General features: G+C 67.8%; 29 protein-coding genes. 4 read left to right on the forward strand and 25 right to left on the reverse strand.

Annotated elements, in window-relative coordinates:
* Nucleotides 1-13 precede the first annotated feature (13 nt).
* Nucleotides 14-1,861: a glutamine--fructose-6-phosphate transaminase (isomerizing) gene (gene glmS, locus AB0I06_RS11715; protein ID WP_363118597.1), complete on the reverse strand. Its 1,848-nt coding sequence runs from the start codon at nucleotides 1,859-1,861 to the stop codon at nucleotides 14-16.
* A gap of 210 nt (nucleotides 1,862-2,071) precedes the next feature.
* On the opposite strand from glmS, the gene coaA reads away from it, so the two are divergent.
* A complete protein-coding gene (coaA, locus tag AB0I06_RS11720) occupies nucleotides 2,072-3,040 on the forward strand; it encodes a type I pantothenate kinase (RefSeq protein ID WP_363118647.1) in 969 nt (322 codons plus the stop codon).
* 31 nt (nucleotides 3,041-3,071) lie between these two features.
* A complete protein-coding gene (locus tag AB0I06_RS11725) occupies nucleotides 3,072-4,007 on the forward strand; it encodes a DUF389 domain-containing protein (RefSeq protein ID WP_363118648.1) in 936 nt (311 codons plus the stop codon).
* A 125-nt stretch (nucleotides 4,008-4,132) separates the two neighbouring features.
* Here the strand turns inward: AB0I06_RS11725 and glmM are convergent, their stop codons facing one another.
* The 4 genes from glmM to AB0I06_RS11745 form a co-directional block, all read right to left on the reverse strand.
* The gene (gene glmM, locus AB0I06_RS11730; protein ID WP_363118598.1) at nucleotides 4,133-5,491 is read right to left on the reverse strand and encodes a phosphoglucosamine mutase; all 1,359 of its coding nucleotides are present in this window, start codon (nucleotides 5,489-5,491) and stop codon (nucleotides 4,133-4,135) included.
* 166 nt (nucleotides 5,492-5,657) lie between these two features.
* Nucleotides 5,658-6,170 (reverse strand): 30S ribosomal protein S9, encoded by a 513-nt coding sequence (gene rpsI / locus AB0I06_RS11735; RefSeq protein WP_004927169.1) that lies wholly within the window; start codon nucleotides 6,168-6,170, stop codon nucleotides 5,658-5,660.
* Between the two features lie 43 nt (nucleotides 6,171-6,213).
* The gene (gene rplM, locus AB0I06_RS11740; RefSeq protein WP_175434235.1) at nucleotides 6,214-6,657 is read right to left on the reverse strand and encodes a 50S ribosomal protein L13; all 444 of its coding nucleotides are present in this window, start codon (nucleotides 6,655-6,657) and stop codon (nucleotides 6,214-6,216) included.
* A gap of 217 nt (nucleotides 6,658-6,874) precedes the next feature.
* Nucleotides 6,875-7,186, reverse strand: a complete 312-nt coding sequence (locus AB0I06_RS11745; RefSeq protein ID WP_363118599.1) for a hypothetical protein — start codon at nucleotides 7,184-7,186, stop codon at nucleotides 6,875-6,877.
* A gap of 74 nt (nucleotides 7,187-7,260) precedes the next feature.
* Here AB0I06_RS11745 and AB0I06_RS11750 point away from each other — a divergent pair, with 74 nt between their 5' ends.
* Nucleotides 7,261-8,130 carry a hypothetical protein gene (locus AB0I06_RS11750; RefSeq protein WP_363118600.1) on the forward strand — a complete coding sequence of 290 codons (870 nt, stop codon included), beginning with the start codon at nucleotides 7,261-7,263 and terminating at the stop codon, nucleotides 8,128-8,130.
* A gap of 7 nt (nucleotides 8,131-8,137) precedes the next feature.
* Here the strand turns inward: AB0I06_RS11750 and truA are convergent, their stop codons facing one another.
* The 8 genes from truA to map all read right to left on the reverse strand — a co-directional run bounded on the left by truA (nucleotide 8,138) and on the right by map (nucleotide 13,486).
* On the reverse strand, nucleotides 8,138-8,992 hold the full coding sequence (gene truA, locus AB0I06_RS11755; RefSeq protein ID WP_363118601.1) for a tRNA pseudouridine(38-40) synthase TruA: 855 nt from the start codon (nucleotides 8,990-8,992) through the stop codon (nucleotides 8,138-8,140).
* A 145-nt stretch (nucleotides 8,993-9,137) separates the two neighbouring features.
* Entirely contained in the window at nucleotides 9,138-9,626 is a 489-nt protein-coding gene (gene rplQ / locus AB0I06_RS11760) for a 50S ribosomal protein L17 (protein WP_363118602.1), read from the reverse strand.
* Nucleotides 9,627-9,793: 167 nt separating this feature from the next.
* Nucleotides 9,794-10,816 carry a DNA-directed RNA polymerase subunit alpha gene (locus AB0I06_RS11765; RefSeq protein ID WP_003966937.1) on the reverse strand — a complete coding sequence of 341 codons (1,023 nt, stop codon included), beginning with the start codon at nucleotides 10,814-10,816 and terminating at the stop codon, nucleotides 9,794-9,796.
* Between the two features lie 154 nt (nucleotides 10,817-10,970).
* A complete protein-coding gene (gene rpsK / locus AB0I06_RS11770; RefSeq protein WP_003956432.1) occupies nucleotides 10,971-11,375 on the reverse strand; it encodes a 30S ribosomal protein S11 in 405 nt (134 codons plus the stop codon).
* A gap of 64 nt (nucleotides 11,376-11,439) precedes the next feature.
* Nucleotides 11,440-11,820 (reverse strand): 30S ribosomal protein S13, encoded by a 381-nt coding sequence (gene rpsM / locus AB0I06_RS11775; RefSeq protein ID WP_004984507.1) that lies wholly within the window; start codon nucleotides 11,818-11,820, stop codon nucleotides 11,440-11,442.
* Nucleotides 11,821-12,013: 193 nt separating this feature from the next.
* Nucleotides 12,014-12,127, reverse strand: a complete 114-nt coding sequence (rpmJ, locus tag AB0I06_RS11780; RefSeq protein ID WP_003974245.1) for a 50S ribosomal protein L36 — start codon at nucleotides 12,125-12,127, stop codon at nucleotides 12,014-12,016.
* 64 nt (nucleotides 12,128-12,191) lie between these two features.
* Nucleotides 12,192-12,413, reverse strand: coding sequence for a translation initiation factor IF-1 (infA, locus tag AB0I06_RS11785; RefSeq protein ID WP_003948620.1), 222 nt, complete (start codon nucleotides 12,411-12,413; stop codon nucleotides 12,192-12,194).
* 236 nt (nucleotides 12,414-12,649) lie between these two features.
* Nucleotides 12,650-13,486, reverse strand: a complete 837-nt coding sequence (map, locus tag AB0I06_RS11790) for a type I methionyl aminopeptidase (RefSeq protein ID WP_363118603.1) — start codon at nucleotides 13,484-13,486, stop codon at nucleotides 12,650-12,652.
* A 290-nt stretch (nucleotides 13,487-13,776) separates the two neighbouring features.
* Here map and AB0I06_RS11795 point away from each other — a divergent pair, with 290 nt between their 5' ends.
* A complete protein-coding gene (locus AB0I06_RS11795) occupies nucleotides 13,777-14,163 on the forward strand; it encodes a hypothetical protein (protein WP_363118604.1) in 387 nt (128 codons plus the stop codon).
* A 190-nt stretch (nucleotides 14,164-14,353) separates the two neighbouring features.
* Here the strand turns inward: AB0I06_RS11795 and AB0I06_RS11800 are convergent, their stop codons facing one another.
* The 12 genes from AB0I06_RS11800 to rplX form a co-directional block, all read right to left on the reverse strand.
* A complete protein-coding gene (locus AB0I06_RS11800; protein WP_363118605.1) occupies nucleotides 14,354-15,568 on the reverse strand; it encodes a hypothetical protein in 1,215 nt (404 codons plus the stop codon).
* Between the two features lie 85 nt (nucleotides 15,569-15,653).
* The gene (locus AB0I06_RS11805; protein ID WP_363118606.1) at nucleotides 15,654-16,304 is read right to left on the reverse strand and encodes an adenylate kinase; all 651 of its coding nucleotides are present in this window, start codon (nucleotides 16,302-16,304) and stop codon (nucleotides 15,654-15,656) included.
* Nucleotides 16,304-17,617, reverse strand: a complete 1,314-nt coding sequence (gene secY / locus AB0I06_RS11810; protein ID WP_363118607.1) for a preprotein translocase subunit SecY — start codon at nucleotides 17,615-17,617, stop codon at nucleotides 16,304-16,306. Before secY ends, AB0I06_RS11805 begins: the two co-directional genes overlap by 1 nt.
* A gap of 244 nt (nucleotides 17,618-17,861) precedes the next feature.
* Nucleotides 17,862-18,317 (reverse strand): 50S ribosomal protein L15, encoded by a 456-nt coding sequence (rplO, locus tag AB0I06_RS11815; protein WP_363118608.1) that lies wholly within the window; start codon nucleotides 18,315-18,317, stop codon nucleotides 17,862-17,864.
* Between the two features lie 2 nt (nucleotides 18,318-18,319).
* Nucleotides 18,320-18,502, reverse strand: coding sequence for a 50S ribosomal protein L30 (gene rpmD, locus AB0I06_RS11820; protein ID WP_005481207.1), 183 nt, complete (start codon nucleotides 18,500-18,502; stop codon nucleotides 18,320-18,322).
* Nucleotides 18,502-19,110, reverse strand: a complete 609-nt coding sequence (rpsE, locus tag AB0I06_RS11825) for a 30S ribosomal protein S5 (RefSeq protein ID WP_013001409.1) — start codon at nucleotides 19,108-19,110, stop codon at nucleotides 18,502-18,504. Before rpsE ends, rpmD begins: the two co-directional genes overlap by 1 nt.
* Nucleotides 19,111-19,151: 41 nt before the next feature.
* Nucleotides 19,152-19,535 (reverse strand): 50S ribosomal protein L18, encoded by a 384-nt coding sequence (gene rplR, locus AB0I06_RS11830; RefSeq protein WP_007494754.1) that lies wholly within the window; start codon nucleotides 19,533-19,535, stop codon nucleotides 19,152-19,154.
* A 3-nt stretch (nucleotides 19,536-19,538) separates the two neighbouring features.
* On the reverse strand, nucleotides 19,539-20,078 hold the full coding sequence (rplF, locus tag AB0I06_RS11835; protein WP_003992368.1) for a 50S ribosomal protein L6: 540 nt from the start codon (nucleotides 20,076-20,078) through the stop codon (nucleotides 19,539-19,541).
* Nucleotides 20,079-20,102: 24 nt separating this feature from the next.
* Nucleotides 20,103-20,501 carry a 30S ribosomal protein S8 gene (rpsH, locus tag AB0I06_RS11840; RefSeq protein WP_030839654.1) on the reverse strand — a complete coding sequence of 133 codons (399 nt, stop codon included), beginning with the start codon at nucleotides 20,499-20,501 and terminating at the stop codon, nucleotides 20,103-20,105.
* 213 nt (nucleotides 20,502-20,714) lie between these two features.
* Entirely contained in the window at nucleotides 20,715-20,900 is a 186-nt protein-coding gene (locus AB0I06_RS11845; RefSeq protein ID WP_003948630.1) for a type Z 30S ribosomal protein S14, read from the reverse strand.
* Between the two features lie 5 nt (nucleotides 20,901-20,905).
* On the reverse strand, nucleotides 20,906-21,463 hold the full coding sequence (gene rplE, locus AB0I06_RS11850; protein ID WP_283973836.1) for a 50S ribosomal protein L5: 558 nt from the start codon (nucleotides 21,461-21,463) through the stop codon (nucleotides 20,906-20,908).
* Nucleotides 21,463-21,786, reverse strand: coding sequence for a 50S ribosomal protein L24 (gene rplX, locus AB0I06_RS11855; RefSeq protein ID WP_003992365.1), 324 nt, complete (start codon nucleotides 21,784-21,786; stop codon nucleotides 21,463-21,465). The genes rplE and rplX overlap by 1 nt, the downstream gene beginning before the upstream one ends.

Genomic DNA, 21,786 nt, shown 5'->3' on the forward strand with positions numbered 1-21,786 from the left:
TCCGGCTTCCCGCTCACTCCACGGTCACCGACTTCGCCAGGTTCCGCGGCTGGTCCACCTCGTTGCCCCGGGCCGTCGCCAGCTCACACGCGAACACCTGAAGCGGCACCGTCGCGACGAGCGGCTGCAACAAGGTCGGCGTGGCGGGAATCCGGACCAGATGGTCCGCATACGGCACGACCGCCTCGTCGCCCTCCTCCGCGATCACGATGGTCCGCGCACCCCGCGCCCGGATCTCCTGGATGTTGGACACGATCTTGTCGTGCAGCACCGACCGCCCGCGCGGCGACGGGACCACCACGACGACCGGCAGGTCCTCCTCGATCAGCGCGATGGGCCCGTGCTTCAGCTCCCCGGCCGCGAACCCCTCCGCGTGCATGTAGGCGAGTTCCTTGAGCTTCAGCGCCCCTTCGAGCGCCACCGGATACCCCACGTGCCGGCCCAGGAACAGCACCGTCTTCTTCGAGGCCAGCGTGCGCGCCAGTTCCCGCACCGGCTCCATCGTGCCCAGCACCCGCTCCACCGCACCGGCGATCGAGGACAGGTCGCGGATCACCGCCCGGATCTCGTCGCCCCACTTGGTGCCCCGCACCTGGCCCAGGTACAGGGCGACCAGGTAGCACGCCACGAGCTGCGTCAGGAACGCCTTCGTCGAGGCGACGGCCACCTCGGGCCCGGCGTGGGTGTACAGCACCGCGTCCGACTCGCGCGGGATCGTCGACCCGTTGGTGTTGCAGATCGCCAGCACCCTGGAGCCCTGCTCACGGGCGTGCCGCAGCGCCATCAGCGTGTCCATGGTCTCGCCGGACTGGGAGATGGCGATGACGAGCGTCTGCGCGTCCAGGATCGGGTCCCGGTAGCGGAACTCGCTCGCCAGCTCCACCTCGCAGGGCAGCCGTGTCCAGTGCTCGATGGCGTACTTGGCGATCATCCCGGCGTGGAAGGCCGTACCGCAGGCGACGATGACGACCTTGTCGATCTCCCGAAGCGCCCCGGCCGGGATCCGCACCTCGTCCAGCGTCAGCGAACCGGAACCGTCGATCCGGCCCAGGAGCGTGTCGGCGACCGCCTTGGGCTGCTCGGCGATCTCCTTGAGCATGAAGTAGTCGTAGCCGCCCTTCTCGGCGGCCGAGGCGTCCCAGTCCACGTGGTACGAGCGCACATCGGCCGGACGGCCGTCGAAACCGGTCACGGTCACGCCGTCCCGGCGCAGCTCCACCACCTGGTCCTGGCCGAGTTCGACGGCCGAGCGCGTGTGGGCGATGAACGCGGCGACGTCCGAGGCGAGGAAGGCCTCGCCCTCACCGACGCCGACCACCAGGGGCGAGTTCCGCCGCGCCCCCACCACCACGTCCGGCTCGTCGGCGTGCACCGCGACCAGCGTGAACGCGCCCTCCAGCCGACGGCACACCAGCCGCATGGCCTCGGCCAGGTCCGCGCAGGCGGAGAACTCCTCGGCGAGCAGGTGCGCCACGACCTCGGTGTCCGTCTCGGAGGCCAGGTCGTGCCCGCGCTCCGCCAGCTCGGCCCGCAGCAGGGCGAAGTTCTCGATGATGCCGTTGTGCACCACCGCGACCCGTCCCGCGTTGTCGATGTGCGGGTGGGCGTTGGAGTCCGTCGGACCGCCGTGCGTGGCCCAGCGGGTGTGCCCGATGCCCGTCGCGCCGGTCGGCAGCGGCCTGCCGTCCAGTTCCTTCTCCAGGTTGAGGAGCTTGCCGGCCTTCTTCGCCGTCGCCAGGCCGCCGTCGGCCAGGACGGCGACGCCCGCCGAGTCGTACCCCCGGTACTCCAGCCGCTTCAGCCCGGCCATCACGACCTCGAGCGCGGACTGCGGCCCCACGTATCCCACGATTCCACACATGGGCGGCAGCTTAGGGGCGATTCCCGCGCCGAACGGGGCGCAGCGTGCCCGAAATCGGAAATCGCCACCGGGGTACGAACCCCAAAGGGCGACAGGCGTTCGGCCGGTTCTCGCCCCACCGGGGCCCGCGAGGAGCCCGCGTGACGGATCCCACCTCACCATCCGTTCGTACTGCCGTAACAATGGACTGTGATCTCTCCGGTCTCCTCGATGCCCCGGAGCGCCCACCGGCCCCGCCCGGAGGCGACTCCCTACGTCGACCTCACCCGAGCCGAATGGAGCGCGCTGCGTGACAAGACGCCGCTGCCTCTGACGGCCGAGGAGGTCGAGAAGCTGCGCGGTCTCGGCGACGTGATCGACCTCGACGAGGTGCGGGACATCTACCTCCCGCTGTCCCGGCTTCTCAACCTCTACGTCGGAGCCACCGACGGCCTCAGAGGCGCGCTGAACACGTTCCTCGGCGAACAGGGCTCCCAGTCGGGCACCCCGTTCGTCATAGGCGTGGCCGGCTCGGTCGCCGTCGGCAAGTCGACGGTCGCCCGCCTCCTCCAGGCCCTGCTGTCGCGCTGGCCCGAGCACCCGCGCGTCGAGCTGGTCACCACGGACGGCTTCCTGCTGCCCACCCGGGAGCTCCAGGCCCGCGGCCTGATGTCCCGCAAGGGCTTCCCGGAGTCCTACGACCGCCGCGCCCTGACCCGCTTCGTCGCCGACATCAAGGCCGGCAAGGACGAGGTCACCGCGCCCGTCTACTCCCACCTGATCTACGACATCGTCCCGGACAAGAGGCTCACGGTCCGCCGCCCCGACATTCTGATCGTCGAGGGCCTGAACGTCCTCCAGCCGGCCCTGCCCGGCAAGGACGGCCGCACCCGCGTCGGTCTCGCCGACTACTTCGACTTCAGCGTCTACGTCGACGCCCGCGTCGAGGACATCGAGACCTGGTACCTCAACCGCTTCCGCAAGCTGCGCGCGACCGCCTTCCAGGACCCGTCCTCGTACTTCCGCAAGTACACCCAGGTCTCGGAGGAGGAGGCCCTGGACTACGCCCGGACGATGTGGCGCACCATCAACCGGCCCAACCTGGTCGAGAACATCGCCCCCACCCGCGGTCGTGCCGCCCTCGTCGTGCGCAAGGGCGCGGACCACAAGGTGCAGCGGCTCAGTCTGCGCAAGCTGTGACGCGGGAGGGAAGACGGGTTAGATGAGCGCCATGCTCCATCTGCGTCTGATCACACCGTCCGACCGGACCGACAAGGTGGTCCTGCTGATCGAGAGGACGGTCGGCACCACCCACCTCGTCGTCCTGCCGGGCGCCGCCCGGGACCCCGCCGGGGACGTGGTGATGTGCGACGTGGCCCGAGAGGCGGGCGACGACCTGCTGTCCGGGCTGCGGGACCTCGGCATCGACACCTCCGGCTCCATCGCCGTCGAGTCCATCGACCTGTCCTTGTCGGAGCGGGCCGACAAGGCCGAGGCGGACGCCCCGGGCGAGGGCGTGGACGCCGTCCTGTGGGAGCACCTGAGCGAGGCGACCCACGAGGAGTCCACCCTCTCCGTCACGTACCTGGCGTTCCTCACGCTGGCCACGATGATCGCGGCCTGCGGTGTGGTGCTGGACAACGCGATCCTGATCGTGGGTGCCATGGCAGTGGGCCCCGAGTTCGGCCCCCTGGCCGGCATCTGCACCGCGATCGTCCAACGGGGGCCGCGCCTGGCCCTGCGCTCGCTGATCGCCCTGCTGGTGGGCTTCGCGGCGGCGATGGCGACGACGGTCGCCTTCAGCCTCTTCATGGACGCGGTCGGCCTGTTCACCGAGGCGCAACTCGAGGCCGACCGCCCCAACACGGGCTTCATCTACGCGCCCGACTGGTTCTCCTTCGTCGTGGCGGTCCTGGCCGGAATCGCCGGCACCCTCTCCCTGACCTCGGCCAAGTCGGGCGCGCTGGTCGGCGTGGCCATCTCCGTCACGACGGTCCCGGCGGCGGCGAACGCGGCCGTGGCCCTGAGCTACGGCGACATGAGCCAGACGTGGGGCTCCACCCAGCAACTCCTGCTGAACCTGCTGGGCATCGTCATCGCCGGCACGACCACCTTGCTGACCCAGAAGTGGTTCTGGGCAAGACAACGCCAGAAGACCAACACCTGAGACCCCGTCAGCCGCCCTTCAGACGATCACGCCCCCTCAGGGGCGCGGGGAACTGCGCGACAAGCCACCCACAACCCGCAGCCCGCAACAAACCACAGCCCCCACCCCCGGCCCGGCCCGCTCCATCAACCGAGCGCGGACTTCACCGCATCGGCCAACCGCCCCGCGACAGACCGAGCCTGCTCGATATCAGCCGCCTCGACCATCACCCGCACCAACGGCTCGGTCCCGGAGGGCCGCAGCAGCACCCGCCCGGTCTCCCCGAGCTCCCGCTCCGCGTCCGACACCGCCGCCGACAGCTCCGCGGACGTCCCCACCCGCGTCCGGTCGACGTCAGGCACATTGATCAGCACCTGCGGCAGCCGGTCCATGACCCCGGCGAGCTCCCGCAGCGAACGCCCGCTCTGGGCCACCCGGGCCGCCAGCAGCAGACCGGTCAGCGTGCCGTCCCCGGTCGTCGCGTGGTCGAGGATGATCACGTGCCCGGACTGCTCACCGCCGAGGGCGAACCCGTGCTCCTTCATCTCCTCCAGCACGTACCGGTCCCCGACGGCCGTCTGCACCAGCCGGATGCCCTCGCGCTCCATGGCCAGCTTGAACCCGAGGTTGGACATCACGGTGGCCACGACCGTCTCGGACCGCAGCACGGACCGCTCCCGCATCGCCAGCGCGAGCACGGCGAGGATCTGGTCCCCGTCCACCTCTTCACCGGTGTGGTCGACGGCGAGGCACCGGTCGGCGTCCCCGTCGTGCGCGATGCCCAGGTCGGCGCCGTGCTCGACGACGGCGGCCTTGATCTTGTCCAGGTGCGTCGAACCGCACCCGTCGTTGATGTTGAGCCCGTCCGGCTCGGCCCCGATGGTGACGACCTCGGCACCGGCCCGCTGGAACGCCTCCGGCGAAACCCGGGCGGCGGCGCCGTGCGCCTCGTCGAGGACGATCTTCAGCCCGTCGAGCCGGTTCGGCAGGGCACCCAGCAGATGCGCGACGTACCGGTCGAAGCCCTCGTCGTAGTCGCGTACGCGGCCCACACCCGAGCCGGTCGGGCGGTCCCACGGGGCGCCGGTGCGGTGCTCCTCGTAGACCGACTCGATCCGGTCCTCCAGCTCGTCGGCGAGCTTGTGCCCACCGCGGGCGAAGAACTTGACGCCGTTGTCGGGCATGGCGTTGTGGCTCGCGGAGAGCATCACACCGAGGTCGGCGCCGAGCTCTGCGGTGAGGTACGCAACGGCGGGCGTCGGCAGCACGCCGACCCGCAGGACGTCCACGCCCGCGCTGGCGAGTCCCGCGACGACGGCGGCTTCCATGAACTCCCCGGAGGCACGGGGGTCACGCCCGACCACGGCCCTCGGCCGGTGTCCTTCGAACGTGCCCGCCTCGGCCAGTACGTGTGCCGCGGCCACGGACAGGCCCAGGGCCATCTCCGCCGTCAGATCCGCGTTGGCGACACCGCGCACGCCGTCCGTGCCGAAGAGTCGTCCCACAGTGGTGTCCTCCGAATTGCTGAAGAGAGTGCGGCTCACACCCCCGAGTACACCCCCTGAGACTGTCCGGGGGCTGTAGGGGTTGTGTAAACGAAACCGCCCCGGCAGCACAACCGTGCCGCCGGGGCGATCGTTGCGAAGCCAGTCGCAAGGACAGGCGACGCGATTAGCGCTTGCTGTACTGCGGAGCCTTGCGGGCCTTCTTGAGACCGGCCTTCTTGCGCTCGACCGCACGGTCGTCGCGCTTGAGGAAGCCGGCCTTCTTCAGCGGGCCGCGGTTGTTGTCGACGTCGGCCTCGTTCAGCGCGCGGGCGACACCGAGACGGAGCGCACCGGCCTGGCCGGAGACACCGCCACCGGCGATGCGCGCGATGACGTCGTAACGGCCCTCGAGCTCGAGAACCTTGAACGGCTCGTTGACTTCCTGCTGGTGCACCTTGTTCGGGAAGTAGTCCTCGAGGGTGCGACCGTTGATCTTCCACTTGCCGGTGCCCGGGACGATCCGGACGCGGGCGATGGCGTTCTTGCGACGGCCCAGGCCGGCGGCCGGCTGGGGCTCGCCGAAGCGGGAAGCCATGGACTCCGAGGTGTACTCGCCCTCGACGGGCACCTCGGACTCGGTGGTGTAGCTGTCGATGTCAAGCTCTTCGAGCGGCTGCTCGGCAGTGGTCTCGGCCACGATTCTCCTCAGATTCTGTTCGGTCTAGGGGTGGTGGCCGGACTTACTGCGCGACCTGGGTGATCTCGTACGGCTGCGGCTGCTGCGCGCCGTGCGGGTGCTGGTCACCCTTGTAGACCTTCAGCTTCGAGAGCATCTGACGGCCCAGCGTGTTCTTGGGGAGCATGCCCTTGATGGCCTTCTCGACGGCCTTCTCGGGGTTCTTGTCGAGCAGCTCGTCGTAACGGACGGAGCGCAGACCACCCGGGTATCCGGAGTGGCGGTACGCCATCTTCTGGGTCCGCTTGTTGCCGGAGAGGTGCACCTTGTCGGCGTTGATGATGATGACGAAGTCACCAGCGTCGACGTGCGGCGCGTAGATCGGCTTGTGCTTGCCCCGGAGGAGCGTCGCGGCAGTGGTGGCGAGACGGCCCAGGACAACGTCCTGAGCGTCGATGACGTGCCACTGGCGCGTCACATCGCCGGGCTTGGGGCTGTACGTACGCACGGTTCGTAGCCTTCGCTTCGAGTGAATGGTCCATAACTGGTCACCGAAACGATCACGACAGCCTGGACCGCACTGCGGCGACGCATACCGCGTACGTGGGGTCGCTGGTCATCGGCCCGGTGGACCGGTGTAAGGGCCCGTCCCGTGAGAATGAGCAAGCCAATACACAACGAACAAGCAGAATACCGGGGTACGGCACAAGGGTCAAAACGCGGTGTCAGCGCAACCGCTCGGTCACGGACACGTACAGGACGGCACAGAGCGTCACGGCCCTGCGCAGCGTCCGCCGCCGCACCGGCCGCACCCAGGGGACGACCACCGGGAGCAGTGCGTCGACGGCGACGGCCGCGCACCACCGCACCACGGACCGGCCCCCGCGCGGACGACGGCCCGCCCCCAGTACCCCCATCACGACCGACGGCCACACCCCGGCCCCGAGGCCCTGCCAGGCGAGCAGACAGGCCAGCGGCACCACGGCCGGCAGCAGTCGCCCCAACCACCCGGAGATGTCGCCTTTGACCGTGCGCATGGGAGGAACGCTAGGGGCTGGAGCCCCGATCCGGGCGGACCAGCACACCCCTTGTCCCGTCTAAGATGCGGCCCATGAGCTATGGGCAGCAGGGGGGACCTCAGTCCCAGTGGGATCCCTGGAAACCGCAGTCGCAGCAGCCCTGGAGCAGCGGGGGCGGCCAGTCCCCGGACTGGGCGGCGCTCGCTGAGGCCTCCGAGGCCCGCAACAGGCGGCGCCGGCTGCTGCTGATCGGCGGCGGCGCGTTCGCCACCGCCGCGATCGGCACCGCGGTCGCGGTGGCCGTCGTCTCGGCCGGTGGCGACAAGCAGGGCAATCCGACCTCGCTGCCCTCGGCCGACATCCCGAGCCAGTCCGCCTCGGCCCCGTCGTTCGCCCCGACCAGCGCCCCTCCCCCGCTGGACCCCGAGGACTTCATCGCCAGCGCGAAGAAGGACACGGCCCCGCTCAGCCCGGCGACCCTCTTCCCGGGCACCCAGCTCACCATGGGCGAGACGGTCTACAAGAAGGGCCCCACGGCCGACACCAGGAACTGCGCCTCGGCGGCCGGAGGCACGCTCCCCAAGATCCTCACCGCGAACGACTGCACCCGTCTGATACGCGTCACCTACGTCAAGGACGGCGTCGCGGTCACGGTCGGCGTGGCCGTCTTCGACACCGAGGCGCAGGCCGCCAAGGCCAAGGACCAGAGCACCAAGCAGAGCTTCGTCAGGTCGCTCTCCGGCGGCGGTGTGAAGCCCTTCTGCGAATCCGGCTTCTGCCGCACGACGTCCAACTCCTACGGCCGTTACGCCTACTTCACCAACGCGGGCTTCACCAACGGCAAGGACGTCACGCCCAAGGACACCCCGGTCTACAAGACCGGTGACGACCTGGCCCAGTTCACGTTCAACCAGATCCGCCGCCGCGGCGAAGCCCAGGCCTCGGCAGCGGCCGAGGGGTGAGCGGACGTCAGCAGCAGCCGGCCGACGGCAACGACCGCTTGTTGCGCGCCTCCTTGCTGCGCGCGGCGAGCAGTTCGTCGGCCGGGTAACCGACCTCCTCCAGCGTCAGACCGTGCGGCCGTACGACGTGCACGGCCGAGTCCCGCACACCGGCCGCCAGCACCTTCCCCGGCCACTCGGCCGGTCGGTGTCCGTCGCCCACGAACAGCAGCGCCCCGATGAGCGAACGCACCATGTTGTGGCAGAAGGCGTCGGCCCGCACGGTGGCGGTGATGATCCCGTCGTCCCCCCGCACCAGGCTCAGCTCCTGGAGCGTGCGGATGGTGGTGGCGCCCTCGCGCTTCTTGCAGTAGGCGGCGAAGTCGTGCTCGCCCAGCAGCCCGCGGGCGGCCTCGTTCATGGCCTCCACGTCGAGGGGCCAGTCGTGCCACAGCACATGGCCGCGCAGCAGCGGGTCGACGCCTCCGGGGTTGTCGGTCACCCGGTACGCGTACCGCCTCCAGACGGCTGAGAAGCGGGCGTTGAACCCGGGGGGCGCCTCCCTGAGGGCCCAGACGCGTACGTCCCGGGGCAGCCGGCCGGCGAGCCGCTTCAGCAGCTTCTGGTGGTGCTCCGACCACACCTCACGCGGCAGATCGACATGAGCGACCTGTCCCCGGGCGTGCACCCCGGCGTCCGTACGCCCCGCGACGGTCAGCTCGTACGTCTCCCGCGACCGTGTCACGGTCCGCAGGGCGTCCTCGATCTCCCCCTGCACGGTCCGCCGCCCCCCGGCCTGCTTGGCCCACCCGGAGAACTCACTCCCGTCGTACGACAGATCGAGCCGTACCCGGACGTGACCGGGTGCTACTTCCTCACTCACCCCAGGATCCTCTCACCCACACGAAGACGGGCCCGCCCCCTCGAAAGGGAACGGACCCGCTCACGACGCCCTTCAGGGGCGCGGGGAACTGCGCGAACGACCACGGCGAACCGCAAGCCGCCGACCGTCAGCCCCCGGCAGACGCTTACGCGTCCTTGGACTCCTCGGCGGCGTCCTCACCCTTGGTCGTGTCGACCTGGGCCTCGGCAGCCTCGTTGTCCTTCGCGGCACGCTTGGTCGCGGCCTCGGCCTCGCCCGTCGCCTCCTGCGCCACCGTCAGCGCCTCGACCAGCTCGATGACGGCCATGGGCGCGTTGTCGCCACGGCGGTTGCCGATCTTGGTGATGCGGGTGTAGCCACCCGGACGGTTCTCGTAGCGCGGGCCGATCTCGGTGAAGAGCGTGTGGACGACGCTCTTGTCCGTGATGACCTGGAGCACCTGACGGCGGTTGTGAAGGTCGCCCTTCTTCGCCTTGGTGACCAGACGCTCGGCGTACGGACGCAGCTTGCGCGCCTTCGCCTCGGTGGTGGTGATGCGACCGTGCTCGAAGAGCGACTTCGCGAGGTTCGCGAGGAGCAGCTTCTCGTGCGCGGCGCTGCCGCCCATACGGGCACCCTTGGTGGGCTTCGGCATGGTGTTCTCCTAGGTGTCTGCCCCGGCCGTATCAGGTACCGGGGTCAGTATCCGAGCAGGCGGTCGCCTGTCGGAGATCCGGGGCGCCTTTCGACGCCCCGGAGGATCCGCGCCCCGTGAGGGGCGCGGGGAACTGCGCGACCGGCCACGGCGGACCGGCAGCCGAATCAGTACTGCTCGGTCTCCACGAAACCGGCGTCCGCGTCGTCGTCCGCACCGAAGGCGTCCGCGGCGGCGGTCGGGTCGAATCCGGGAGGCGAGTCCTTCAGCGCGAGGCCCATACCCGCGAGCTTCGCCTTGACCTCGTCGATCGACTTCGCACCGAAGTTGCGGATGTCGAGCAGGTCCGCCTCGGACCGCGCCACGAGCTCACCCACGGAGTGGATGCCCTCGCGCTTGAGGCAGTTGTAGGAGCGGACCGTGAGCTCCAGCTCCTCGATCGGCAGCGCCAGATCGGCAGCGAGGGCGGCGTCCGTGGGGGACGGGCCCATGTCGATGCCCTCGGCGTCGATGTTCAGCTCGCGGGCGAGACCGAACAGCTCGACCAGGGTCTTACCGGCGGAGGCCATGGCGTCACGGGGACGCATCGCCTGCTTGGTCTCGACGTCGACGATCAGCTTGTCGAAGTCGGTGCGCTGCTCGACACGGGTCGCCTCGACCTTGTACGTGACCTTCAGCACGGGGCTGTAGATGGAGTCGACCGGGATACGGCCGATCTCCTGGCCCACCTGCTTGTTCTGCACGGCGGAGACGTAACCGCGGCCACGCTCGACCGTGAGCTCCATCTCCAGCTTGCCCTTGCCGTTGAGCGTGGCGAGGACGAGGTCGGGGTTGTGGACCTCGACACCGGCCGGCGGCGCGATGTCGGCGGCGGTGACCAGACCCGGGCCCTGCTTGCGCAGGTACATCACGACCGGCTCGTCGTGCTCCGAGGAGACGACCAGCTGCTTGATGTTGAGGATCAGGTCGGTGACGTCCTCCTTGACGCCCGGCACGGTGGTGAACTCGTGCAGCACGCCGTCGATGCGGATGGACGTGACCGCCGCACCCGGGATCGAGGAGAGGAGGGTCCGGCGCAGGGAGTTGCCGAGGGTGTAACCGAAGCCCGGCTCCAGCGGCTCGATCACGAACCGGGAGCGGAATTCGTCGACGACCTCTTCGGTCAACGAGGGACGCTGAGCGATCAGCATGTGTGGATCAGATCCTTCAGTCGTGGGCGCCCGCTATTTGACACCCGACGTGAACCGTCCCCGGCGAAATGGGACGGGTACTGCAAGGGTACGGGCGATACGGCCCTTTTACGGAGCCGTACCGCCCGAAAACCGTGAACCCGAAGGCGTCGCGTCAGACGCGGCGGCGCTTCGGCGGACGGCAGCCGTTGTGCGGGGTCGGGGTGACGTCCTGGATGGAGCCGACCTCGAGGCCCGTGGCCTGCAGGGAGCGGATCGCGGTCTCACGACCGGAACCCGGGCCCTTCACGAACACGTCGACCTTGCGCATGCCGTGCTCCTGGGCGCGGCGGGCAGCCGACTCGGCGGCCATCTGCGCGGCGAACGGCGTGGACTTCCGGGAGCCCTTGAAGCCGACGTGGCCGGCGGAGGCCCAGGAGATCACGTTGCCGGACGGGTCCGTGATCGAGACGATCGTGTTGTTGAACGTGCTCTTGATGTGCGCGTGGCCGTGAGCGACGTTCTTCTTTTCCTTGCGGCGCACCTTCTTGGCAGCGCCCTGACGACCCTTGGGGGGCATCTATAACTCCTACGGGAGGTGGTCGGTCCTACAGCGAAGACCGTGGACAGGCGTCCGCTGTGGACTACTTCTTGCCCGGCTTCTTCTTGCCGGCGATGGCGCGACGCGGACCCTTGCGGGTACGAGCGTTGGTGCTGGTGCGCTGACCGCGGACGGGCAGACCACGACGGTGACGCAGACCCTGGTAGGTACCGATCTCGACCTTGCGGCGGATGTCGGCCTGGATCTCGCGACGGAGGTCACCCTCGGTCTTGATGTTGTTGTCGACGTACTCGCGGATCGCGACCAGCTGCTCCTCGGAGAGGTCCCGAACACGGGTGTTCGGGTCCACGCCGGTGGCGGCCAGCGTCTGCTGGGACAGAGTCCGGCCGATGCCGAACACGTAGGTGAGGGCGATCTCCACGCGCTTTTCGCGCGGGATGTCAACACCGGAAACGCGTGCCATTCAATGGCTCCAGTTACTTGTCGGAGGTCTTCCGCAGAACCGACTCCCAGCCGCCGTACCAGGTACGAACTGGGTCCCCAGCCTCCGAACCGGGGGTGTCAGACGGACGGGGTCCGTCTGGGTCCTGCGTATGAACAAATTCAGCTTGCGTCGCGCGAAACTCTGCGATGGATGCAGAGGGATCGGTCGTGCGTCAGCCCTGGCGCTGCTTGTGGCGCGGGTTGTCGCAGATGACCATGACCCGGCCGTGACGGCGGATCACCCTGCACTTGTCGCAGATCTTCTTGACGCTCGGCTTGACCTTCATGTTGAGGTTCTCCGGGTCAGTGCCGGCAGTCCCACCGCACGCGGCGGCGGGGCACAGGCAAGATCTACTTGTAGCGGTAGACGATCCGGCCACGCGTCAGGTCGTACGGAGACAGCTCCACCACGACCCGGTCGTCAGGGAGGATGCGGATGTAGTGCATGCGCATCTTGCCGCTGATGTGTGCCAGGACCTGGTGGCCGTTCTGGAGCTCGACCTTGAACATGGCGTTCGGAAGAGACTCGACGACAGTGCCCTCGATCTCGATGGCACCTTGCTTCTTGGCCACGCTTCGCCCTTCGAATCGACTACCTTGATCGTCTCTGTGCGAGCGCATGCAGACATGCGGGTACACAAGAGCCGACGAGTCAGTCTACGACAGGGCCCTCAGAAACACGAATCGGGGAAGTCTGCCCCACCGGAGACAGCTTTAAGCGCGCCCCGCCGGAGCGCGGGGAACTGCGCCAGCAAGCACGACGCGACCCGCGGCCGTCCGACGACCGGACCGCCCTGCCCGTGAGGCGATCAGCCCAGCGGATCCGGCGCGGCGGTGATCCCCAGCTCGGCGAGCTTCGCCTTGCCCCCGTCGGGGGACGTCAGCACCAGCGGGCCCTCCTCGGTCAGCGCGACCGAGTGCTCCCAGTGCGACGACCAGCTGCCGTCCGTGGTGATGACGGTCCAGTCGTCCTCGAGGACCTCCGTCCTGGGCGTCCCCAGCGACACCATCGGCTCGATCGCGAGGCAGAACCCGGGCACCAGCTTCGGGCCCTTGCCGCGCCGCCGGTCCACGTAGTTCAGCAGGTGCGGGTCCATGTGCATCTCGGTGCCGATGCCGTGGCCGCCGTAGTCCTCGATGATCCCGTACTTGCCGCCGCCCGGCTTCGGCTGGCGGCGGATGTACGTCTCGATGGCCCGGGAGACGTCGACCAGCCGGTTGCCCTGCTTCATGGCCGCGATGCCGGCCCACATCGACTCCTCGGTCACCCGGGAGAGCTCGATCAGCTCCGGCGAGTGACCGGAGCCCACGAAGACCGTGATCGCGGCATCACCGTGCCACCCGTCCACGATCGCCCCGGCGTCGATGGAAATGACATCGCCGTTCCGCAGCACGGTCTCCCGGTCGGGAATGCCATGCACCACAACTTCATTCACGGACGTGCAGATATTGCCGGGGAAGCCCCCGTACCCCAGGAAATTCGGCTTCGCCCCGTGATCGGCCAGCACCTTCGCCGCGATCTCGTCCAGTTCCTTGGTGCTCACCCCGGGCTGCGCGGCCTCGGCGCAGGCCTTGTGCATGGCGGCAACGACAAGCCCCGCAGCCCGCATCTTCGCAATCTGCTCGGGATTCTTGATCTGCACCATCTGGGCTGCCGCCTCCTGCCGCGGGTGTACGTCTGTCCCCTACACGATACGCGTCCACCCGGGCCGCAGCCGGGGCGATCGCACTCAGGACAGGCCTGGCGCGGCCCGACTCCGGTGGGCCCGCAAGGGTCACCGTGGCGGAGTCACACCTGCACCCTCAGCAACAAAAGGCGTTGACGAACCCAACAGGCCACTCTAGCCTCGCAGTTGCCGCCTGGAGATGTCAGGTGCATGCACTCAGGACCACACACTTCGGACCGTATACACGGTCCCCGCACACGGGGGTACGAATGATCAAGAGAGCTCTGTCCCACATGGCCGTGGTCGGTGCCGCCGCCACTCTGATCGGCCTCACCGCGGCCTCGCCCGCCATGGCCGGCGACGAGGGGCCCCTGTGGCACACGAACCGGGGCACGGTGACGTTCAACGACGACGGTGACGACATCACGGTCTGCGACAAGCGGGCTGACGGCGCCGGCGTCACGGGGTACCTGGAGCGACTCAACAGCACCGGCACCGGCCTGGTCTGGGTCATCAAGGAAGAGGACGGCGGAGACGCCGGCTGTGACCGGTCCGACAACGGCTACGACATGATCGGCAACATCTCGCACGGTCTGGCCATCTGCTGGAACGGCGACAACACCTGCGTCCGCTCGAACTGGTTCTTCGACGAGTAGGCCGGTTCCGCACCGGGAGGTCGTGAGGCCTCCACGGTGACCTCACCAGGGTGACGGCGCGTGCACGTCGCCGCACATCTGCTCAAAAGCTCCGGCCGGTGCAGACGATCGATCGATTCGTCTGCACCGGCCGGAGCTTTACGTGTGGGTGCGGTCCCAGGTGCGCATCCGCCTGGGACCGCAGAGGCGGTCACCGCTTGGTGAAGACCGGGGTCCAGCGGCCGACGTAGTCCTCTTGAGCTTTACGGAAGCCCGAGAGCGGCGTCACCTTGTCGCCGTCCAGGCCGACCAGGACGAGCTGGTTGCGGAACTCGGTCTTGCCGGGTCGGCACTGGCTGGGGTCACACCGCCAGGCGATGAGGTGGGTGTTGTCCGCCCACGCGAGAAGCTGCTGTCCGGGTACGACTGCGCTCCGCTTGCCGGTCTTCGCGTCCAGAACCGCGGAAACGATCTGGCCGTCGTCACCCCCCGCGAAGCCGCCGGTCATGAGTTTTCCGTCCGGGGACGTGACCGCCGGCGGAAAGACCAGGTCGGTCTTCTGCTGCGGAAGCGACTTCGGACGGCCGTCCACGTCGTAGTAGTTCCTGCCCGGCTTGTCGAGCCTCTGCTCCCACAGCAGCTCGCCGTCACGGCTCCAGCTGAAGTCCTGACGCCCGGTGCCGGCCATGACCGCGAGACTGTCCTTCTTGGCCGGCCGCTCGTTGAACTTCGCCCGGCCGGAGTCGACGTCGATGACATAGAAGCCGGTACGGCTCTGCTTCGGCCCCGGCATCTCCTTGACATCGCCCTTCTCCGAGCCGTCCTGCACACGCATCGGCGCGTCCCGGAAGAGGCCGTCCGGGTGGTGGCTGTACGCCGTGGCCACCAGGCGCTCGCCGTCCGGCGAGAACTTCACACCGCCGACGCCCTTGTCGACGTCGATCCAGCGCTGGACCTTGCCCGTGGACAGACTCATCAGACCTATGCGGTCGGCGGGCAGATCGCGCTCCAGCACCGCGGCCGTCTTCATCCCGGGAGCGACATCGACCCAGGCCCAGTCGGTCTTCTCGTACCGCTTGGTCGCGGAGTTGTACAGACTCCACTCACGCGCCTTCACGGCATCTCCGCCCGGCTGCTGCACGAGCTTCGTCGTGTAGTACGCCGAGACGGCGACCTGCCCCGCGGCTATCAGCTCGCGCGGCGGGGACTGGTCCGGACGGGCCACCACGCCCGAGACCTCCCCGCCCGAGACCTCGGAACGCTTCTCCGGATCACCGCCCGTCAGGGCCAAGGACGCCCCGATCACCGCACCGACCACTACGACCGCGGCGACTGCCAGGCCGAGTCCCCTACGGCGGAGCAGCGACGGCTGCTCCCGCCCGGTGGAATCGTCGGACCGCGGCACCTGTTCGAGCTTGATGGCCATACCTCCTCGGCAGAGCACGTTCGGGGTCCCCAAGAAGGAAGGCAGCGACCCCCGCCGGGGGCCGCTGCCTTCCTTTTGCAAGCTGTTACGAACCGGACAACGCCGACATGGCCCGCTTCGTGACGTCTGCCACCTTCCCCATCGCGGAGACAGTGGTCACCAGGCCCTGGGCCTTGTAGTAGTCGATGATCGGCTCGGTCTGCGTGTGGTAGACCTCCAGCCGCCGACGCACGGTGTCCTCATGGTCGTCATCACGCTGGTAGAGCTCACCACCGCACGCATCGCACACGCCCTCCGCCGCGGGCGGGTTGTACGTGGCGTGAAACACGTGCGCCGAGTCATTGCGGCAGATCCGCCGGCCGGCGATCCGCTTGATGACCTCCTCCTCGGGGACCTCCAGATCGAGCACCGCGTCGATCTTCATGTCCCCTTCACGCAGCATCTCGTCGAGCGCCTCCGCCTGGGCGACGTTCCGCGGGAAGCCATCGAGGAGGAAGCCCCCGGACGCGTCCGGCTGCTGCATACGGTCGCGCGCCATGCCGATGGTGACCTCGTCGGGCACCAGCTGTCCCGCGTCCATGTAGGACTTCGCACGCAGCCCGAGCTCTGTGCCCTGGCTGATGTTCGCGCGGAACAGGTCGCCCGTGGAGATGTGCGGGATCGACAGGTTCTTGGCGAGGAACGCGGCCTGCGTTCCCTTACCGGCACCCGGCGGCCCGACGAGGACGATACGCATCAGCGGAGGAACCCTTCGTAATTGCGCTGCTGGAGCTGGCTCTCAATCTGCTTCACCGTTTCGAGGCCGACACCCACGATGATCAGGATGCTCGTCCCGCCGAACGGGAAGTTCTGGTTTGCCTCGAAACCAACCAACGCCATCGTCGGTACGAGAGCGATCAGACCCAGATACAGCGAACCCGGCCAGGTGATCCGGTTGAGTACGTAGCTCAGGTACTCAGCGGTCGGTCGGCCAGCCCGGATGCCCGGGATGAAGCCACCATACTTCTTCATGTTGTCGGCGACTTCCTCGGGGTTGAAGGAGATCGCCACGTAGAAGAACGCGAAGAAAACGATCAGCAGGAAGTACGTGGCGATGTAATACGGGTGGTCGCCCTTGACGAAGTGTTGCTCGATCCACGTCTTCCAGCCCGAGGTGCCTCCCGCGAACTGAGCGATCAGCGCCGGGATGTAGAGCAGCGACGAGGCGAAGATGACGGGGATCACGCCCGCCTGGTTCACCTTGAGCGGGATGTAGGTGGACGTACCGCCGTAGGAACGACGGCCGATCATGCGCTTGGCGTACTGCACCGGGATGCGGCGCTGGGCCTGCTCGACGAAGACCACCAGGCCGACCATGACGAGGCCGACCACGATCACGGTGCCGAACTCGATCCAGCCGCCGGCCAGGGAGCCCTCCTGCTTGATGGCCCACAGCGCGGACGGGAAGGTGGCGGCGATCGAGATGAACATCAGGATCGACATGCCGTTGCCGATACCGCGGTCGGTGATCAGCTCACCGAGCCACATCACGGCCGCCGTACCGGCGGTCATCGTGATGACCATGGTGATGGTGACGAAGATCGACTGGTCGGGGACGATCTGGCTGGCCACCGGGCAGTTCTGGAAGAGAGCACCACTGCGGGCGGTGGCGACGAGGCCGGTGCCCTGAAGGATCGCGAGGGCGATCGTCAGGTAGCGGGTGTACTGCGTGATCTTCGCGGTGCCGGCCTGGCCCTCCTTCTTCAGGGCTTCCAGGCGCGGGATCACCACGGTCAGCAGCTGCAGAATGATGCTCGCCGTGATGTACGGCATGATGCCCAGCGCGAAGATCGTGATCTGCAGCAGCGCGCCACCGCTGAACATGTTGACCAGGCCGAAGATGCCCTGGTTGGCCTGGGCGTTGTCGATACAGGTCTGGACGTTCCGGTAGTCGACGCCGGGGATCGGAATGTGTGTACCGACCCGGTAGACCACGATGATGCCGAGCGTGAAGAGCAGCTTCTTGCGCAGGTCGGGCGTCCTGAACGCCCGGGCGAACGCGGTGAGCACGGTGCCTCCTGCGACCCCCGCGCAACTGCGTCAAGGGTGACGTCTTGAGAGTCCAATGGAACAACGACATGGGTAACGGTCAACTGCCGCCCAGAGTGCCCGAAGTGAAGCACCCTGTGAAAAGAGGGCAGTGCAAGCCACCTTACCGGCGAGACTGCCGCCCTAGGAACGACCAACCGGGGATACCCCATATGTGGGGTATCCCCGGTCGGGATCGCTCAGGTCATCGAGACGCCTGTGGTGTTCAGACGAGCTCGGTGACAGAACCGCCGGCGGCGGTGATCTTCTCCTTGGCGGAGCCGGAGACGGCGTCGACCGTCACCTGCAGCGCCACGGAGATCTCGCCCTGGCCGAGGACCTTGACGAGGCTGTTCTTGCGAACGGCACCCTTGGCCACCAGACCCTCGACGGTGACCTCGCCACCCTCGGGGTAGAGGGAGGCCAGCTTGTCGAGGTTCACGACCTGGTACTCGGTCTTGAACGGGTTCTTGAAGCCCTTCAGCTTCGGGAGGCGCATGTGGAGGGGCATCTGCCCACCCTCGAAGCGCTCCGGAACCTGGTAACGGGCCTTCGTGCCCTTGGTACCACGACCGGCCGTCTTACCCTTCGACGCCTCACCACGACCCACACGGGTCTTGGCGGTCTTGGCGCCCGGGGCGGGACGGAGGTTGTGGATCTTGAGCGGGTTGTTCTCCGCCATGATCAGTCGACCTCCTCGACCGTCACGAGGTGGCGGACGGTGTGCACCATGCCGCGGAACTCGGGGCGGTCCTCCTTGACGACCTGCGTGTTGATGCCCTTGAGACCAAGGGAGCGCAGGGTGTCACGGTGGTTCTGCTTGCTGCCGATGTACGACTTCGTCTGCGTGATCTTGAGCTGAGCCATTACGCAGCACCAGCCCCGGCACGCGCACGCAGCAGAGCCGCGGGAGCGACGTCCTCGAGCGGCAGACCGCGGCGGGCCGCGATCTCCTCGGGACGCTGCAGGCCCTTCAGGGCCTCCACGGTCGCGTGCACGATGTTGATCGCGTTCGACGAGCCGAGCGACTTCGACAGGATGTCGTGCACGCCGGCGCACTCGAGCACGGCACGCACCGGACCACCGGCGATAACGCCGGTACCGGGGGAAGCAGGCTTGAGCAGGACGACGCCCGCGGCCTTCTCGCCCGTGATCGGGTGCGGGATGGTGCCCTGGATACGGGGGACCTTGAAGAAGTGCTTCTTGGCCTCCTCAACACCCTTGGCGATGGCGGCCGGCACCTCCTTGGCCTTGCCGTAACCGACACCCACGGTGCCGTCACCGTCGCCCACCACGACCAGCGCGGTGAAGCTGAAGCGACGACCACCCTTCACAACCTTGGCGACGCGGTTGATCGCGACGACGCGCTCAACGTACGCGGTCTTCTCGGCGGCAGCAGCGCCGCCGTCACGGCCCTTCCGGTCCCGCCGCTCGCCGCCACCGGCACCGCCACCGCGGCGCTGGGGTCCAGCCATTGGAATTACCTCTCTCTGTTTCCGCTAGCTACGGAACCGACTCAGAACTTGAGTCCGGCCTCGCGGGCGGCGTCCGCCAGGGCGGCGATGCGCCCCGCGTACTGGTTACCACCACGGTCGAACACGACGGCCTCGACACCGGCGGCCTTGGCGCGCTCGGCGACCAGGGCGCCGACCTGCTTGGCCTGCGCGGACTTGTCGCCCTCGCCACCGCGGATCGAGGTGTCCAGGGTGGACGCCGACGCCAGGGTGTGACCCTTGATGTCGTCGATCACCTGGGCCACGATGTGGCGGTTCGAGCGGGTAACGACCAGACGCGGACGCTCCGCCGTACCGTTGATGTGCTTACGGATCCGGATGTGGCGGCGCTTGATCGCGGCGCGCTTGTAGGCGTCGCCCTTAAGGATCTTCTGTCCGTATGCCATGGCTTACTTACCCGCCTTTCCGACCTTGCGGCGGATGACTTCGCCCTCGTACTTGACGCCCTTGGCCTTGTACGGGTCGGGCTTGCGCAGCTTGCGGATGTTGGCCGCAACCTCGCCGACCTTCTGCTTGTCGATGCCCTCGACCGAGAAACGGGTCGGGGACTCCACCTTGAAGGTGATGCCCTCGGGGGCCTCGACCAGGATCGGGTGGCTGTAGCCGAGGGAGAACTCCAGGTTGGAGCCCTTCGCCACGACACGGTAACCGACACCGCTGATTTCGAGCTTCTTGACGTATCCCTGGGTCACACCGGTGATCATGTTCGCCACCAGCGTGCGGGACAGGCCGTGCAGGGCCTTGCTCTGCCGCTCGTCGTTGGGCCGCAGCACCTGAAGGGTGCCGTCCTCGGCCTTGGCGATGTCGATCGGCGCGATGACGGTGTGGGTCAGTTCGCCCTTGGGGCCCTTGACCGCGACCGTACGGCCGTCGATGGTGACGTCCACGCCGGCGGGAACCGGGATGGGGAGCTTGCCGATACGCGACATTGCTGTCTCTCCTCCGTTCCCGAATTACCAGACGTAGGCGAGGACTTCCCCACCCACGCCCTTCTTCTGCGCCTGCTTGTCGGTCAGGAGGCCGTGCGACGTGGAGATGATGGCCACGCCCAGGCCGCCCAGAACCTTCGGCAGGTTGGTGGACTTCGCGTACACCCGGAGACCGGGCTTGGAGATCCGCTTGATGCCCGCGATGGAGCGCTCACGGTTGGGGCCGAACTTCAGCTCCAGGACGAGGTTCTTGCCGACCTCGGCGTCCTCGACCTTCCAGCCCGTGATGAAGCCCTCCTGCTGGAGGATCTCCGCGATGTGCGACTTGATCTTGGACGCCGGCATCGTCACAGAGTCGTGGTACGCCGAGTTCGCGTTCCGCAGACGCGTCAGCATGTCTGCGATCGGATCAGTCATGGTCATGAATTGGCCTGTGGCCTCTCTCGCCGGGGTTTCCTGGTGCGCCATCCCTCTCCCCGATCCGAGACGGGACGGGTGCGGCGCGGTGGACCTACGGCGTAGTAAGTCGTAAGGGCGGCGGCAGACGCCCAACCCCACAAGCCTAAGGCATGCGGGCTGGGCGTCCTGCCGCCCCAGATGCTTACCGAGAGTCCTGCAAATCCCTAATAAAGGGGATTACCAGGAGCTCTTGGTCACGCCCGGCAGCTCGCCACGGTGAGCCATCTCACGAAGGCACACGCGGCAGAGGCCGAACTTGCGGTACACGGAGTGCGGGCGGCCGCAGCGCTGGCAGCGGGTGTAGCCACGCACACCGAACTTGGGCTTGCGAGCAGCCTTAGCGATCAGAGCCTTCTTCGCCATCTCGCTCACGCCTCCTTGAAGGGGAAGCCGAGGTGACGAAGGAGCGCGCGGCCCTCAGCGTCGTTGGTCGCCGTGGTCACCACGGTGATGTCCATACCCCGGGTGCGGTCGATCTTGTCCTGGTCGATCTCGTGGAACATGACCTGCTCCGTGAGACCGAAGGTGTAGTTGCCACGGCCGTCGAACTGCTTGGGGGACAGGCCGCGGAAGTCGCGGATGCGCGGCAGCGCGAGCGACAGGGTGCGGTCCAGGAACTCCCACATGCGGTCGCCACGGAGCGTGACGTGGGCACCGATCGGCTGGCCCTCACGCAGCTTGAACTGCGCGATGGACTTGCGAGCCTTGGTGACGGCCGGCTTCTGACCGGTGATCGTGGTGAGGTCGCGGATGGCGCCCTCGATCAGCTTGGAGTCGCGGGCGGCGTCGCCCACACCCATGTTGACCACGATCTTGACGAGACCGGGGATCTGCATGACGTTCTCGTACTTGAACTCGTCACGCAGCTTGCCCGTGATCTCGTCGCGGTACTTCTGCTTCAGACGCGGAGTGGTGGTGGTAGCCATCAGATGTCCTCACCCGTCCGCTTGGCAACGCGGATCTTGTTGCCTTCGTCGTCGAAGCGGTAACCGACGCGGGTCACGACCTTGTTGCCGTCCTTCTCCACGACCAGCTGGACGTTGGAGACGTGGATCGGCGCCTCGGTGGTGACGATGCCGCCGGCCTGCGAACCGCGAGCCGTCGGACCGGCCTTGGTGTGCTTCTTGACCCGGTTGACACCCTCGACCAGGACACGGTCCTCACGGGGGAAGGCCGCGATGACCTTGCCCTGCTTGCCCTTGTCCTTACCGGTGATGACCTGAACCAGGTCGCCCTTCTTGATCTTCAT

The sequence above is a fragment of the Streptomyces sp. NPDC050674 genome, assembly GCF_040654575.1.
GTDB lineage: Bacteria > Actinomycetota > Actinomycetes > Streptomycetales > Streptomycetaceae > Streptomyces.